This is a genomic window from Lederbergia graminis (assembly GCF_042655485.1).
GTDB lineage: Bacteria > Bacillota > Bacilli > Bacillales > Bacillaceae_C > Lederbergia > Lederbergia graminis.
Genome location: NZ_JBHSMC010000025.1, coordinates 70,948 through 86,446 on the forward strand (window position 1 = coordinate 70,948; position 15,499 = coordinate 86,446).

7 protein-coding genes are annotated in these 15,499 nt (G+C 39.1%); 6 read left to right on the forward strand and 1 reads right to left on the reverse strand.

All coding sequences use genetic code 11. The annotated features are described in order from the left end of the window. Positions 1-89 precede the first annotated feature (89 nt). From arfA to ACFPM4_RS16675, 4 genes are all read left to right on the forward strand, one after another. Positions 90-1,598 carry an arabinosylfuranosidase ArfA gene (arfA, locus tag ACFPM4_RS16660; protein ID WP_144926287.1) on the forward strand — a complete coding sequence of 503 codons (1,509 nt, stop codon included), beginning with the start codon at positions 90-92 and terminating at the stop codon, positions 1,596-1,598. Between the two features lie 214 nt (positions 1,599-1,812). Next, positions 1,813-8,583 (forward strand): LamG-like jellyroll fold domain-containing protein, encoded by a 6,771-nt coding sequence (locus ACFPM4_RS16665; protein WP_382354231.1) that lies wholly within the window; start codon positions 1,813-1,815, stop codon positions 8,581-8,583. A gap of 122 nt (positions 8,584-8,705) precedes the next feature. Next, a complete protein-coding gene (locus ACFPM4_RS16670) occupies positions 8,706-10,316 on the forward strand; it encodes a glycoside hydrolase family 43 protein (RefSeq protein ID WP_382354234.1) in 1,611 nt (536 codons plus the stop codon). 36 nt (positions 10,317-10,352) lie between these two features. Continuing rightward, positions 10,353-11,243: a family 43 glycosylhydrolase gene (locus tag ACFPM4_RS16675; protein ID WP_382354237.1), complete on the forward strand. Its 891-nt coding sequence runs from the start codon at positions 10,353-10,355 to the stop codon at positions 11,241-11,243. Between the two features lie 43 nt (positions 11,244-11,286). Here ACFPM4_RS16675 and ACFPM4_RS16680 read toward each other — a convergent pair whose 3' ends face one another. Then, positions 11,287-12,147, reverse strand: a complete 861-nt coding sequence (locus tag ACFPM4_RS16680; protein WP_382354240.1) for a helix-turn-helix domain-containing protein — start codon at positions 12,145-12,147, stop codon at positions 11,287-11,289. Positions 12,148-12,284: 137 nt separating this feature from the next. Between ACFPM4_RS16680 and ACFPM4_RS16685 the strand changes: the two genes are divergently transcribed. Together ACFPM4_RS16685 and ACFPM4_RS16690 are read left to right on the forward strand one after the other, a co-directional pair. Next, a complete protein-coding gene (locus ACFPM4_RS16685; RefSeq protein ID WP_382354243.1) occupies positions 12,285-13,154 on the forward strand; it encodes a glycoside hydrolase family 43 protein in 870 nt (289 codons plus the stop codon). A 17-nt stretch (positions 13,155-13,171) separates the two neighbouring features. After that, entirely contained in the window at positions 13,172-15,466 is a 2,295-nt protein-coding gene (locus ACFPM4_RS16690; RefSeq protein ID WP_382354246.1) for a beta-L-arabinofuranosidase domain-containing protein, read from the forward strand. Positions 15,467-15,499: the final 33 nt, after the last annotated feature.

The window sequence follows — 15,499 nt, forward strand, 5'->3', positions numbered from 1 at the left end:
TGTACGTATATATGGTGACAGGTAAGAAACAATTAGACTGTCATCGCTAGATTTTGTCGAAATTTTGAATGTGAGGGAGGAGAAGGAAGTTGGCTAATAAAAAAGCAAAGATGATAGTGGAAAAGGACTTTAAAGTATCTGAGGTAGATAAGCGAATTTATGGATCATTTGTCGAGCATTTAGGGCGATGTGTATATGGTGGAATTTATGAACCAGGTCATCCGGAAGCAGATGAAAATGGATTCCGTAAAGACGTAGCACAACTCGTTAGAGAATTAAATGTACCTTTAGTGCGCTATCCTGGTGGGAATTTCGTGTCCGGTTATAACTGGGAAGATGGGGTTGGACCGAAAGAAAATCGCCCACGTCGTTTGGAACTTGCATGGCGTACAATTGAAACGAATGAAATTGGAACAAATGAATTTGCTGATTGGGCGAAATTAGTTGGTGCTGAAGTGAATATGGCGGTGAATCTTGGTACTAGAGGGGTAGATGCTGCTCGTAATCTAGTAGAATATTGTAACCATCCATCCGGCACTTATTATAGTGACCTTCGTATCTCTCATGGATATAAAGAACCTCACAAAATTAAAACATGGTGCCTTGGAAATGAAATGGATGGTCCATGGCAAATTGGCGCTAAGACAGCAACAGAATATGGAAGACTTGCAAATGAAGCTGCAAAGGTTATGAAGTTAGTTGACCCTTCGATTGAATTAGTAGCATGTGGTAGCTCAAGTAGAACGATGCCAACATTTGCAGATTGGGAGGCAACTGTACTTGATCATACATACCACAATGTTGAGTATATTTCTTTACATCAATACTACGGTAACCGCAGTAATGATATAGCAAACTATTTAGCTAGCTCTCTTGAAATGGATGATTTTATTAAATCTGTTATTTCAATTGCAGACTATATCAAGTCGAAAAAACGTAGCAAGAAGACTATTAATCTTTCATTTGATGAGTGGAATGTATGGTATCACTCTAATGATGCTGACCGTAAAATCGAGCCTTGGTCCATTGCACCACCACAACTAGAAGATATTTACAATTTCGAAGATGCATTACTAGTTGGTTCTATGTTAATTACATTACTGAAGAATGCTGACCGCGTAAAAATTGCATGTATGGCTCAGTTAGTAAACGTAATTGCACCAATTATGACTGAAAATGGTGGACCAGCATGGAAGCAAACGATTTTCTATCCATTTATGCATACATCTACATTTGGAAGAGGGGTTGTTCTAAACCCAATCGTTTCTAGTCCAAAATACGATAGTAAAGATTTCACAGATGTACCTGTTTTGGATACAACTGCAGTGTACAACGAAGAAAATGAAGAACTAACAATCTTTGCGGTTAACCGTGACCTAGAAGATACTTTATTACTAGAAGCAGACATTCGCAATTTCGATGGTTACCGCGTTCTGGAACACATTGTGTTAGAAAATGATGATTTAAAGCAAGTAAACACAGCTACAAATCAAGCAGTTGCACCACACACAGGTGGAGACGCTAAAAATGACAATGGCCATGTAACAGCATCACTACCTAAGCTATCATGGAACGTAATTCGCTTGAAAAAACAATAATGGGGTTTACCCCGCATTATCCTGAATTGTTTGGGGGCTAACCCCAAACAATTCTTACCTCATGATATCCACTAACATCTTCATCAACTTAGATTTCAAATCAAAATAATGAAAGTGCTTTCATTTTATACTTAAAGGAGTGTGATGCCTTTGGATAAGTATGATTAGTCGATCGTGAAAGTATTTGTTGAAAATTGAATAAGGGGGAGTAGCAATGGGGAGAAATGTGCTGAAAAAGATCGCATATTACTTTTTAGCACTATCATTACTTGTCCCTGCACCAGCATCTGTATATGCAGCTGACGGTGAGGGAGAAGTAGAAGTAAAACCGGCTGAATCACAAGATAAGCCTGTTTTTAAGAATGCATCTGTACATGATCCTTCTGTCATTAAGGTGGACGATACGTATTACGTACTCGGATCTCATCTAGCTATGGCGAAGACGAAGGATTTGATGCAATGGGATAAAGTTGCAGATGGTGTAAATGCAGCAAATCCGTTGTTTGATGATGTAACAAAGGAATTAGCAGAGGCGCTCGATTGGGCAGAATCTGAAACATTATGGGCTGGAGATATTATTCAGCTAGAAGACGGAAAGTTTTACATGTATTACAACGCTTGTAAAGGAGATTCGCCTCGTTCCGCACTTGGTGTTGCTGTAGCCGATCATATCGAAGGTCCATATAAGGACTTAGGGATTTTCTTGAAATCTGGCATGTGGAATGAAACCAGTGAAGATGACACCATTTATGATGCTACTGTTCATCCTAATGTGATAGATCCACATACCTTTTTCGATGCAGAGAATCGACTTTGGATGGTATATGGATCCTATTCTGGTGGAATTTTTATCTTGAAACTTAATCCTGAAACAGGATTCCCATACCCAGACCAAGGCTATGGAAAGCACTTAATTGGGGGCAATCACAGTAGAATTGAAGGACCTTACATTCAATACGACCCAAATACGGAATATTACTATTTATACACAACTTTTGGTGGTCTTGCTGCTGGTGATGGCTACAATATGCGTGTTGCCCGTTCCAAAAATCCGGATGGTCCATATGTGGATGCAGAAGGTAATGATATGTCCAAAGTAAAAGCGGACAGAAGTAAGCCATTATTTGATGATGAGTCGATAAAGCCTTACGGTGTCAAACTAATGGGAGATTACTTGTTTACTAGAAACCCAGGAGAAGCGGGAGTAGATACTGGATATGTATCTGCTGGACATAACTCCGTTTATTATGATGAAGCAACTGGACAACACTTCTTAATTTTCCATACACGTTTCCCAGGAAGAGGAGAAGCGCATGAAATTCGCGTTCATCAATTGTTCATGAATGCTGATGGCTGGCCAGTTGTAGCACCATATCGTTATGCAGAGGAAACGTTACAAGCGGTTTCGAAAGCAGACATTAGTGGTGATTATAAATTCATTAACCATGGAAAAGAAATCGTCATGAATCTCGCAACACCTACGACGATTACCCTAAAAGAAGACGGTACTATTTCAGGACCTGTCAAAGGAAGCTGGGAATTGTCAGATGATTATCATGCGACATTGAAAGTAAATGGAGAGACGTACAAAGGAGTATTTTTACGTCAGTGGGACCCGACAACAGAAAGTTATAATCTTACATTCACCGCTTTATCTGGAAAAGGCGTAGCAGTTTGGGGAAGTAAGACTGTAAGCCAAACAGATAAACAACTTGTTGATACAGTGAAAAATGAGTTAGACCTTGGTGATACGAGTGGCATCATTGCTAACTTATCGCTTCCAACAGCAGGTGCTAATGGTGTGAAAATTAGTTGGGAATCATCCAACCGTGCTGTTATTTCTACAACTGGAGTAGTAACAAGACCATCAGCTGGAGCAGATAATGTCCTAGTGAAGTTAACCGCCACAATTACAAAAGGGGCATATGCTGCGAAGAAAAGCTTTGAAATCACTGTTTTAGCTGAAAAAGCAGCAGGATTAGTTGCTCACTACCAGTTTGAAGATGATTTAACTGATGAAACCGGAAATGTCAGTGAGGGAACTGTTACAGGCGACCGCATTGATAAGCAAGGTGGAACAATCAGTTTTACAGATGGAAAAGTAGGGAAAGCGGCTAAGTTCGACGGTGCTTCTGGAATCTTGTTACCGAAAGGACTCATCGCCAGCAATCAATATACAGTTTCATTCTGGTTGAATCCGGAACAACTAACTGGATTTACTACAAGCTTTTTTGGTGCACGTGCAACAAACAGCTGGATAAGTTTTCTTCCGGCAGGTCTCGGTGATGCTGGAAAAACGATGTTATGGTCGGGAGAAGCTTGGTATGATGCCGTAACTGATACGAAAATTAACGTAAATGAATGGTCACATATTGCTTTCTCTGTTAATAACGGGAATGTAGAAGTTTACATTAATGGTGTAAATAAGTTTACAGGCAAAAACTTCCCGAACATTTTCACCACACAAAATGCCGTGTTTGGACTCGGTGTGAATTATTGGGACCTTCCATACAAAGGGTTAATCGATGAACTACTCTTCTATGATAATGGAAACCTAACGGAAGAACAGATACAAGATTACTATGAAACAGGTGAAATACCTGAACTAGAAACTCCTATTAATACAACAAAGTTACAACAGTTAATCCATACTGCAAAGCAATATGTAGAAGGTTCTTTTACAGAAGCGAGTCTTTCTGCTTTGCAAACAGCTATTTCGGATGCAGAAGCAGCGCTTGATACAGTTACAACTGAAACAGAACTTAATCAAGCAATCGCTGATTTACAAGCAGCTATTAATGGGTTGGTTGAAATCAAACAACCAGGCTTATCTGCATACTATTCATTTGATGGTAATCTCTCCGATGAAACTTTAAATGCAGGAGATGGAACCGTTACAGGTGATCGAATTGATAATACAGATGGTCAGATTACGTTCACAAAAGGTGTAAACGGCGGACAAGCAGCTGTATTTGATGGAGCCTCTGGTGTGAAATTACCGAATGGCTTAATTTCTAGCTATAAATACTCCATTTCTTTATGGCTAAAACCAGATACATTAACGCAATACACTACTTCTTTCTTCGGAGCAAGATCAACGGATGACTGGATTAGCTTACTTCCAGGTGGAAATGCAGGTAATCAAACAGGTCTTTGGTCTAGAGCGAATACAGCGAATGGTGAAAAATGGTTTGATGGTATGGTAGGCTCACGAATTCCAACAAACACGTGGAGTCATCTTGCTGTCACTGTAAATGAAGGATTAGTCGAAGTTTATTTAAATGGAGAACGAAAATTTTCTGGCGCAGGATTGGAAGACATTTTTACAACGGAAGATGCTGTATTTAGTTTAGCTGTCAACTATTGGGATGTACCATACAAAGGGTTAATGGATGAATTACTCATATATGATGGCATAGTATTATCCTCTAATGAAATAAAAACGTACTTTGAAACAGGAGAATTCCCAACTGAACTAAATCAGGGAAGGACAAAACTTCAAGAATTACTAGTCAATGCTAAGGTCATCAAAAATTATGGCACATATACAGATGAGTCATTTTTAGCATTACAAACGCTTATAAAAGAGTATGAAGCAGCACTTGAAAGTGATACGAAAGATGACTGGAGCGCAGAAATTATTGCATTACAAGCAGCTATCGATGGCTTGGAAAAAGCGGAAGCACATCCGAATTTCCAAAATGTCGGAATCCATGATCCTTCCATTATTAAAGCAAATGGCAAGTACTATGTATTCGGTACACATATTGAAGCTGCTAAGTCAGATGACTTAATGAATTGGGAACGGTTTACAAATGGCTATACGACACCAGGTAATGCATTATATGGTGATTTATCTTCGAACCTTGCAGGATCGTTCCAATGGGCAGGAGAAGATGATGCCGATAGTAAAGGTGGCTTTTCCGTATGGGCACCGGAAATTTTCTGGAATGAGCATTATGTGAACGAAGATGGCTCTAAAGGTGCGTATATGATGTATTATAGTGCATCGTCCACTTATATTCGTTCAGCTCTAGGGATTGCTGTTTCCAAGGATATTGAAGGTCCATATGAATATGTGGACACGATCATTTACTCCGGTTTTACAAGAGATGAAGCATATGATGCTAATAGTGATGTGAATAAGAAATGGACGAACACAAATATTCCAGGCTTGATCGAAGATGGCACATTATCCGATGTAAGGCCAGGTTGGTTTAATAGCAATGGTTCTTATAACAACGGTGTTTTCCCTAACGCCATTGATGCGAATCTTTTCTATGATGAAAATGGGAAGTTGTGGATGACATATGGTTCGTGGTCAGGCGGAATCTTCCTACTTGAATTAGATAAAGAGACAGGGAAGCCAATACATCCTGGAAAAGATGGGACAACTGAAGATGGTAGATTAATAGACCGATATTTCGGTACAAAAATCTCAGGTGGCTTTGGTAAATCAGGTGAAGGTCCTTATGTGACATATGATAAAGCAACAGGTTACTACTACTTGTATGTGACATATGGCTGGCTTGCAGCAGATGGCGAATATAATATGCGATTGTTCAGAGCTGAAAATCCAGAAGGACCATATTTAGATATTTCTGGACAAAACGCAGTTCTCACAAGTAATGCAGATCATTCGCCAATTGGGAATAAACTAATAGGTCACTTCTTATTCGAAAGAAAACAAGGAGATCCTGGTACTGGAGTGGGCTATGGTTATGTTTCATCAGGTCATAACTCTGCGTATATCGATCCTGATACTGGTGAGCGTTTCTTAGTATTCCATACTCGCTTCCCGAATAGGGGAGAAGCATTTGAACTAAGAATTCACCAGATGTTTATGAATGAGGATGAGTGGCTAGTTGTCGCACCATCTCGATATACAGGTGAAAAACTGGATAAAATAAATCCTGATCAAATCATTGGTGAATATCAATTTGTAAATCATGAGAAGGATATTTCCAAAACGATTAAAAAGTCGGTAACCATTACATTGAATGAAGATGGTACGATTGCTGGACCTGTAAATGGAACATGGGAGTTAGTAGATGAATACTATGCGACGTTAACGATTGATGGAAAAACATATAAAGGCGTATTTGTAAGACAGTGGAATGAAGTGACAGAATCAACAGAGATGGCTTTTACAGCAGTTTCTGAAGAAGGTAAATCAATTTGGGGCATTAGAAAGTCATATGAACAATCAGATGTAGAAATTGTCGAGATTGTAAAAGAGCAGTTAACTCTTGGTGACACATGCTCAATCGACATAGATTTACCATCACAAGGAATTCATGGGGCAAAAATCACATGGCAATCCTCCAACGAAGCGGTTGTTTCGAATGAAGGTATTGTTACAAGACCTGTACCTGGATCTGGACATGTAGAAGTAACCTTGACTGCAACAATTACGAAAGGGGAAGCAAGCACAACTAAAACCTTTACGATTATTGTTGTAGCGGAAGGAAGTTTAGTTGCTCACTATTCCTTCGATGATGACTTAGTGGAAAACAGTGGAAATAGTGAAAACGGAACGGTTACCGGTAATCGGATTGATGCTGAAGGTGGAACAATCACCTTTGAAAATGGTGTGCTTGGAAAAGCAGCATATTTTAATGGCGATTCTGGGGTGCTTTTACCAAAAGGATTAATAAGTAGTAATCAATATACTGTTTCCTTATGGTTAAAACCAGAAGAGTTAACGGCCTTTACAACGACATTCTTTGGTGCTAGAACAACAGATAGTTGGATAAGCTTCGTTCCAAGTGGTCCAGTAAATGATCAAACGATGTTATGGTCTGGTACTCAGTGGTTCGATGCTCCAACGGGCTTGCAAATCAAAGCGAATGAGTGGACGCACGTCGCATTCACAGTCGATAAAGGAAAAGTGGATGTGTACATTGACGGTGTCAACAAATTCACGAGCACTGGGTTCCCGAACGTCTTTACAACGGATGATGCAGTATTCGCACTCGGTGTAAACTACTGGGATACTCCTTACAAAGGTTTCATGGACGAACTACTTGTCTATGAGAATATGGTGTTATCTGGAGAAGATATTAAGGATTACTATGAGTCTATTTCCCTTCCTCCAGTTGATTCTTTAGAAGTTGGCTCGAAGGAGGATTTAATAGCTAGTGGTGATGGTATTTATGAGGTTGAAAAACCTGCTAAGTCTGTCACGTTAAAGAAAGAAGTATTAGAGCAGTTAGAAGAAGATGCTTCAATTATTTTAACGGATGGACAAGTGAACGTAACAATACCTGTTGCACTTTTACAAGCAGGAGCGGATATTACGTTTAATTTCAGAGAAGTCTCAGATGTAATCGCAGAGAAAAATACGGATGCTGTAAGCAAACTGTATAACTTCACTATCGTAGCGAATGGTGAAAATGTAACTGAATTTGCTGAACCGATTACGTTGACTTTCACAGTAGATCCAAGCGAAGTTACGAACTGGGATAACTTAAAAGTGGTCTTTATTGATGAAAATGGCGTAAAACAGGAGGAAATTACACCGGAATCTATTGACAGAGAAAACGGCATTGTAACAGCAAAGGTTCGTCATTTTAGCGCTTATGGTGTATTCGAAATCGCAGATTCAGGTGACCCAGGTGATCCGAGCGATCCAGGGAATCCAGGCGATCCGGGCGATCCGGGCGATCCAGGTGACCCAGGTGATCCGGGCGATCCGGGTGACCCAGGTGACCCAGGTGATCCAGGCGATCCAGGTGACCCAGGCGATCCAGGTGATCCTGGCACTCCAAATGATTCAGATGACTCAAGTGATTCAGACGATTCAGCTGACCCAGGTGACTCAGAAAAGCCTGGTAACCAGGACAATGACGATAAAAAAGATGATAAGGATGAAGAGCTTCCAAACACAGCGACATCAATGTATAACCTATTATTAATAGGTTTCATATTGTTAGCTTTAGGTGGAGTATCGTTGTTTATCATCAGACGTAGAAGTCTTAGATAATCTGTAAGTTTTATAGGTAAAAGTCATGATTCATGTCGACGTGGCTTTTACCGTTCTTTTTTCTATTTAACAAAGGTAATAAGAGAAATTCGCAGAATAATATTAATAAGAATGAAAAGAAGATGGAGGCGTTTCCTATTAAAACGAATGTAGAAAGTGAAAAAAACGCTCGAATTAATCCACAATTCGAAAATGTATCAGTACATGACCCATCCATCATCAAAGTAGATGATACGTACTATGTATTTGGAACGCATGTTACTGCTGCTAAGTCAAAGGACCTCATGAAATGGACAAGGTTTACAAATGGTTATACAACACCAAATAACACATTATATGGCGATATGTCTGCAAATTTAGCAGAAACCTTCAAATGGGCTGGTGAGGATGACGCCAATTGTAAAGGTGGTTTTGGTGTATGGGCTCCTGAACCGTTTTGGAATAAAGATTACTTACATAAAGATGGAACAAAAGGTGCCTACATGTTGTACTATAGTGCTTCTTCTACACCGATTCGTTCTGCAATTGGTTTTGCGGTTGCAAAGGAAATTGAGGGACCTTATCAATATGTCGATACCCTCATTTATTCTGGTTTTACACGAGATGATGCGTATGATAAACGCAGTAATGTGAATAAAAAATGGTCAAATACGAATATTTTACAACTAATAAAAGCTGGGGAAATTAAAAATAAGGATGCGAAAGTAGATTGGTTCCATCCCGATGGTGCTTACAATAATAGCATGTACCCTAATGCCATTGATGCCAACTTATTCTATGACGAAACAGGTAAGCTATGGATGACATACGGCTCCTGGTCTGGTGGCATATTTATTCTAGAACTTGATAAAGAATCAGGAAGAGCTATCTATCCTGGTGAAGATGGAGTAACGGAAGATGGAAGAATAATAGATCGCTATTTTGGTACGAAAATAGCAGGAGGGTATCGCAAATCCTGTGAAGGTCCATATGTCTACTTTGATACAGAGACAAAATTCTATTATTTATTTGTTACCTATGGCTGGCTAGGAGCGAATGGCGAATATCAGATGAGGGTATTCCGTTCGAAGAAACCGGATGGTCCATATGTAGATATTTCAGGGCAAGATGCTGTACTTAAGCCAGAGCATGCTTTCATGGGAGTAGAAACAACCGATTTGAATGGTACCCATGATACGGACCATGCGCCATTTGGAAATAAATTATTTGGTCATTTCCAATTTGTTGAGAATGTGGAGGAAGAAGTTGGATACAATTATGTGTCCTCAGGGCATAACTCTGTATATGTAGATGTAGAAAATAATCTTCGTCTATTAGTCTTTCATACACGTTTCTTAAATAGAGGGGAGCGCCATGAATTACGTATCCACCAATTATTTATGAATGGAGACGCTTGGCCAGTTGTCGCACCTTCTCGTTATACAGGAGAGAGTTTACAAGAAATAAGAAAGGACCAAATTATTGGTACCTATCAATTTGTGAATCATGAAAAAGATATCTCTAAAGTGGTGAAAAAAACAACCGCAATTACTTTACAGGAAGATGGAACAATTGCTGGATCTACACAAGGGTCATGGAAACTAATCAACAAGTATCAAGCCGAAATTAATATTGCTGGTCAAACATACAAAGGTGTGTTTTTACAACAATGGAATGAAGTAACGGAACAAGTGGACACAGCTTTTACTGCATTGTCTAATGAAGGAAAATCAATTTGGGGTATTCGTATATAAAAGTTTTCCATTTTCTATAACTAAGGAGTGATTAAAATGATGTTTGCCGATAATTCTAGAGGTTATCCTTTTGCGAAGGATCCCGCAGTAGTAAAATTTGCGGGTAAGTATTTTTTATATTATTCAAAAGCACCTTCTGAAGACGGACGCTGGGGGATAGGCATTGCAGAAAGTTTTGATTTGGAGAACTGGGAAATTATTGGTGAGCTTCCTATGGAACAACTATGTGAACAAAATGGGATATGTGCACCAGGCGCTATCGTCCTTCGAAATCAAGTTCATCTATTCTATCAAACATATGGGAACGGCAGTAAGGACGCTCTATGCCATGCCGTATCAGAAGATGGCGTTACGTTTATAAAAGATGCTACGAATCCTGTTTTTTCACCAACAGGAGACTGGAATAATGGGAGAGCGATAGATGCGGATGTAGTTGTCCATGATGAAAAACTATTCATGTATTTTGCTACACGGGATCCAAAAGGGGAAGTGCAAATGCAAGGAGTTTGTACAGCACCGATAGATTCAGAATTTGCACGAACAGACTGGACTCAAGTTTGTACAGAGTCTATTCTGAAACCAGAGTTAGACTGGGAACAAGATTGCATAGAAGCTGCAGCAATGTGTAAACGAGACGGGATATTATATATGTTTTACGCAGGAGCGTATAACAATGCACCACAACAAATTGGGTGCGCTGTGAGTAAAGATGGCATTCATTTTGAACGACTTTTTGAAGAACCTTTACTACGAAATGGTGCGCCTGGTAGTTGGAACTCTAGCGAATCGGGTCACCCTTTCTTATTTGAAGATGGCGACAAAACATACTTATTCTTTCAAGGGAATAACGACATGGGGAAAACATGGTATCTTTCCAAAGTGGAAATTGGTTGGGAAGATGGAGTGCCTTATGTTATGAATGAATAAGAATGAATTCTATTAAAGTAATGGGGGTAGCACCTCCATTACTTTAATAAAATCTCTCATTTATATACGTGGTTGGTGGGACACCTGTAACTTTTTTAAACACTCTACTAAAATAAAATGGATTGGAAAATCCTAACGCATCACTTACCTCAGAAACATTTCCTTCTTTTTTCTTGAACATTTCGATTGCCTTTTCGATTAACAGTTCATTTTGAAATCTTTTTACACTCATGCCCGTTTGCTTCTTAAATAAAGTAGATAGATATGCATAGTTCATACCAAGTGTCTCAGCAATCTCTTCACCTGTAAGATTGTGCTTAGAATTCCTCATTAAATCAATCATTTGGTTCACAACATAATGTTTATTCGCTTCTTGATTCTTTTCCAATTGATTAGAGTACAATTCTGTGAAAAATTGATATGCAGCAATCGATAAATGTAAAGGGCGCATTGGTAACGGTTGTTCATACATAGAGACCAGTTTCTGTAATTTAGCTGCCATATATTCCACATTTGTAATATCTCCATGAATAGGAAAGCTTATCTTAGAATCATAGACATCCTCGTAAATTAATGAAGTTTGCGTCAAATGATTATACTCGGGTTTATCTCCAATTACAGTAGGAGCTTGATAGAAATGAATGTAAAACCACTTTGTTCCAGGATGATAGTGTTTCGTTCCCCAATGAGTATTGTTTTTCCTCAAAAAAAGATATGAGCCTTTTTTTACACTATACTCTACACCGTTTTCGCAAACATAAATACACCCTTCTACGACAAAAACAAATACATGGATTTTCTCCATTTTTCGATTAGGGTGTGTGAACTCTCCATTTGTGTCATACATGTATCCGGTTTCTCGAACGAGAGGTAGTGAATGGATAGGTAACTGAAAATGATGCATCGACATCACCTTTGTTCTTTTTATTAAACGTACCATAAAATCTAAAAAAAGGATATGTATTCTGTGAGATTGTGAATTCAAAATAGCTCTCTTGCACGTGATAATAGAATTATAGTGTAAAAAAGGTGGGGGAGTATATGTTGAAAAGCCAGGATATTCGTATTCGAGATCCATTTATCTTACCAATTGCAGAGAGCCAAACCTATTATTTATACGGGACGACAGATGTAAATCCTTGGAACGGTACAGCAGTTGGCTTTGATGTGTATAAAAGTAAGGACTTAGAAAATTGGGAAGGGCCATTTCCAGTCTTCCGTCCAGATGAGGATTTTTGGGCAGACCAAAATTTTTGGGCGCCTGAAGTTCATGTTTATAAGGAAAAGTATTATATGTTTGCTAGTTTCAAAGCAGATGATAAATGCCGTGGAACGCAAATACTAGTTGCTGATGGTCCACAAGGTCCATTTCAACCGTTAACAAATGAGCCGGTAACACCTAGGGATTGGGAATGTTTAGATGGAACACTTTTCATCGATGAACAGGAACGTCCATGGATGGTTTTCTGTCATGAATGGGTACAAGTGAAGGATGGAAAGATGTGTGCCATCCAACTTTCCGATGATTTGAAAACAGCTGTAAGTGAGCCAGTTGTATTTTTCCAAGCAAGCGGGGCAAGCTGGAGCAGTTTCACCGGAGACGGTAATTGTATAACAGATGGGCCATTTCTATATCGAAACCAACAGGAAGAATTACTCATACTTTGGTCTAGCTTTGGAGAAAAAGGGTACGCCATTGGTACTGCACGTTCCCACTCAGGAGAAATCACAGGTCCGTGGGTACACGACGAAGAGGCATTATTCGATACAGATGGTGGTCATGGCATGTTGTTCCACAGTTTTTCAGGGCAACTAATGCTCACAATCCACGCACCAAATAATTCGCCGATGGAACGACCAGTATTTTTCAAAATAAAAGAAGTAGATGGCAATCTAATATTACAAGATTAATAGAGGAGTGAAGGATAATGGAACATACATTAAATAGAGAAAAGACAATACTGCTAGATGGTTTATTTAAGCGCTCTCAAGAAAAAGGAAAAGAGTATTTATTGTACTTAGATGTAGATCGGTTGATTGCACCTTGTTATGAAGCTATTAATCTCACGCCGAAGCAACCACGCTATGGGGGTTGGGAAGCGAAGCAAATTGCCGGTCATTCTGTCGGTCACTGGTTGTCAGCTGCAGCTACAATGTATACGGTTACAAATGATGAAGCATTACGTGCAAAAGTAGAATATGCGGTAAATGAGCTTGCGCATGTGCAAAGCTTTGATGCAGATGGGTATGTAAGTGGCTTTCCACGTGATTGTTTTGATCGTGTATTTACAGGAACGTTTGAGGTACAAGCTTTTGGCCTTGGTGGTAGTTGGGTACCTTGGTACAGCATACACAAAATTTATGCAGGGTTAATCGATGTTTACACACTAATGGGGAATGAAAAGGCATTAGATGTTGTAGTGAAACTAGCAAATTGGGCGAAGCGTGGTACGGATAATTTGAGTGATGAGCAATTTCAACGCATGCTAATTTGTGAGCATGGTGGAATGAACGAGGTGATGGCAGACCTCTACAATATTACTAAAAACAAAGGTTATCTAGAGCTGGCAATTCGTTTCTGTCATAACGAAATCTTAGATCCGCTTGCGGAAGGAATTGATCAATTAGAAGGAAGACACGCGAATACACAAATCCCGAAAGTAATCGGAGCTGCGAAAATATATGATATTACTGGAGAAGAAAAATATAAGCAAATGGCTGTGTTTTTCTGGGAACAAGTGACGAAGAAACGCTCTTATATTATTGGTGGAAATAGTGCTTATGAGCATTTCGGACAACCAAATCAAGAAAAGCTGGGTGTTCAAACTGCGGAAACATGTAATACGTATAACATGCTCATTTTAACGGAACTTTTATATAACTGGGAACAAAAAGCAGAGTATATGGATTATTACGAACGAGCATTGTACAACCATATTCTAGCATCACAAGATCCTGATTCTGGAATGAAAATGTATTTTATTCCAACACAGCCTGGCCACTTTAAGATTTATAACTCTCCAGATAATTCTTTCTGGTGTTGTACAGGAACAGGAATGGAAAACCCAGCACGTTATAATCGCAATATTTACTACCATACAGAGAATACATTATATGTGAATTTATTCATTGCATCAGAATGGACAAGTGTGGATGGTGATTTTTCAGTAAAACAAGTAACTGACTTCCCGAATTCAGAACTAGTTAACCTAGAAATTGTACAAGCTAGTTCAGCAGTAAAATCTGTGAAAGTCCGTGTTCCGTATTGGGTTGCAGGTGCTGTCACCGTGACATTGAATGGAGAAAATATTGCAGTTGAAGCTGTTGATGGCTATATTACGTTTTCCCGCACATGGAATACCGGGGACTCTATTGCAATAAACTTCCCAATGGGACTACACACATATGAAGCAAAAGATGACCCTAATAAGGTTGGTATTTTATATGGACCAGTTGTGTTAGCTGGTGCTCTTGGTAATAAGGACTTCCCGGAAACAGATATATTAGACGATCACATGAAGCTGGATAACCATCCACTTATAAATGTTCCGGATTTAGTCGCAGATAAAAATGATATAGCAAGTTGGATCACACGTGTAGAAGAGGATGCTTTAAAATTTGAAACGGCTGCGGTTGGACAACCAGGAGACGTAAAAGTAACGCTCATTCCTTTTTATGAACTTCACCACCAACGTTATACAATTTATTGGAATATTTTAGATGAAGAAACATATAAGAACTTTGTGGATGAAGAACAGGAACGTGTGAAAAAACTACAAAGAATCACGGTTGACTATGTTCAACCTGGAGAACAACAACCAGAAATTGAACACGATTTCCAATCAGAAAACTCTTACGCAGGTTATTTGAATATTGCTCAAAGAAGTTGGCGTGATAGCCGTGATGGCGGGCACTTCAGTTATAAAATGACAGTTAAGCCAGAACAACAAATGTACTTGCAAGTTACGTATTTTGATGGTGACAGAGCCATGTTCTTCAATGGTAAGTGGTATGAAAGAAAGTTTGATATTTTAATAGATGGTAAAAAACTAGCAGAACATAAACTAGATGGTAAGCGCACGGACCGCCTTTATGATGTTAGCTATAAAATTCCTGCTGATTGGATAGAAGGGAAAGACAAAATCGAGGTCAAGTTTACATCAGAAGAAGGAAAAGTATCCGGAGGAATATTCGGTGTAAGAATAACGAACGAAAAAGAATGATTTAGTGGAAAATTGACTCCCTCAAAGCTAGAA

Excerpts from the sequence above, each read along its gene's own strand:
- ACFPM4_RS16665 (WP_382354231.1), top strand. The coding sequence starts at position 1,813 with ATGGGGAGAAATGTGCTGAAAAAGATCGCATATTACTTTTTAGCACTA.
- ACFPM4_RS16690 (WP_382354246.1), top strand. The coding sequence starts at position 13,172 with ATGGAACATACATTAAATAGAGAAAAGACAATACTGCTAGATGGTTTA.
- ACFPM4_RS16685 (WP_382354243.1), top strand. The coding sequence starts at position 12,285 with ATGTTGAAAAGCCAGGATATTCGTATTCGAGATCCATTTATCTTACCA.
- ACFPM4_RS16680 (WP_382354240.1), bottom strand. The coding sequence starts at position 12,147 with ATGCATCATTTTCAGTTACCTATCCATTCACTACCTCTCGTTCGAGAA.
- ACFPM4_RS16670 (WP_382354234.1), top strand. The coding sequence starts at position 8,706 with ATGGAGGCGTTTCCTATTAAAACGAATGTAGAAAGTGAAAAAAACGCT.
- ACFPM4_RS16675 (WP_382354237.1), top strand. The coding sequence starts at position 10,353 with ATGATGTTTGCCGATAATTCTAGAGGTTATCCTTTTGCGAAGGATCCC.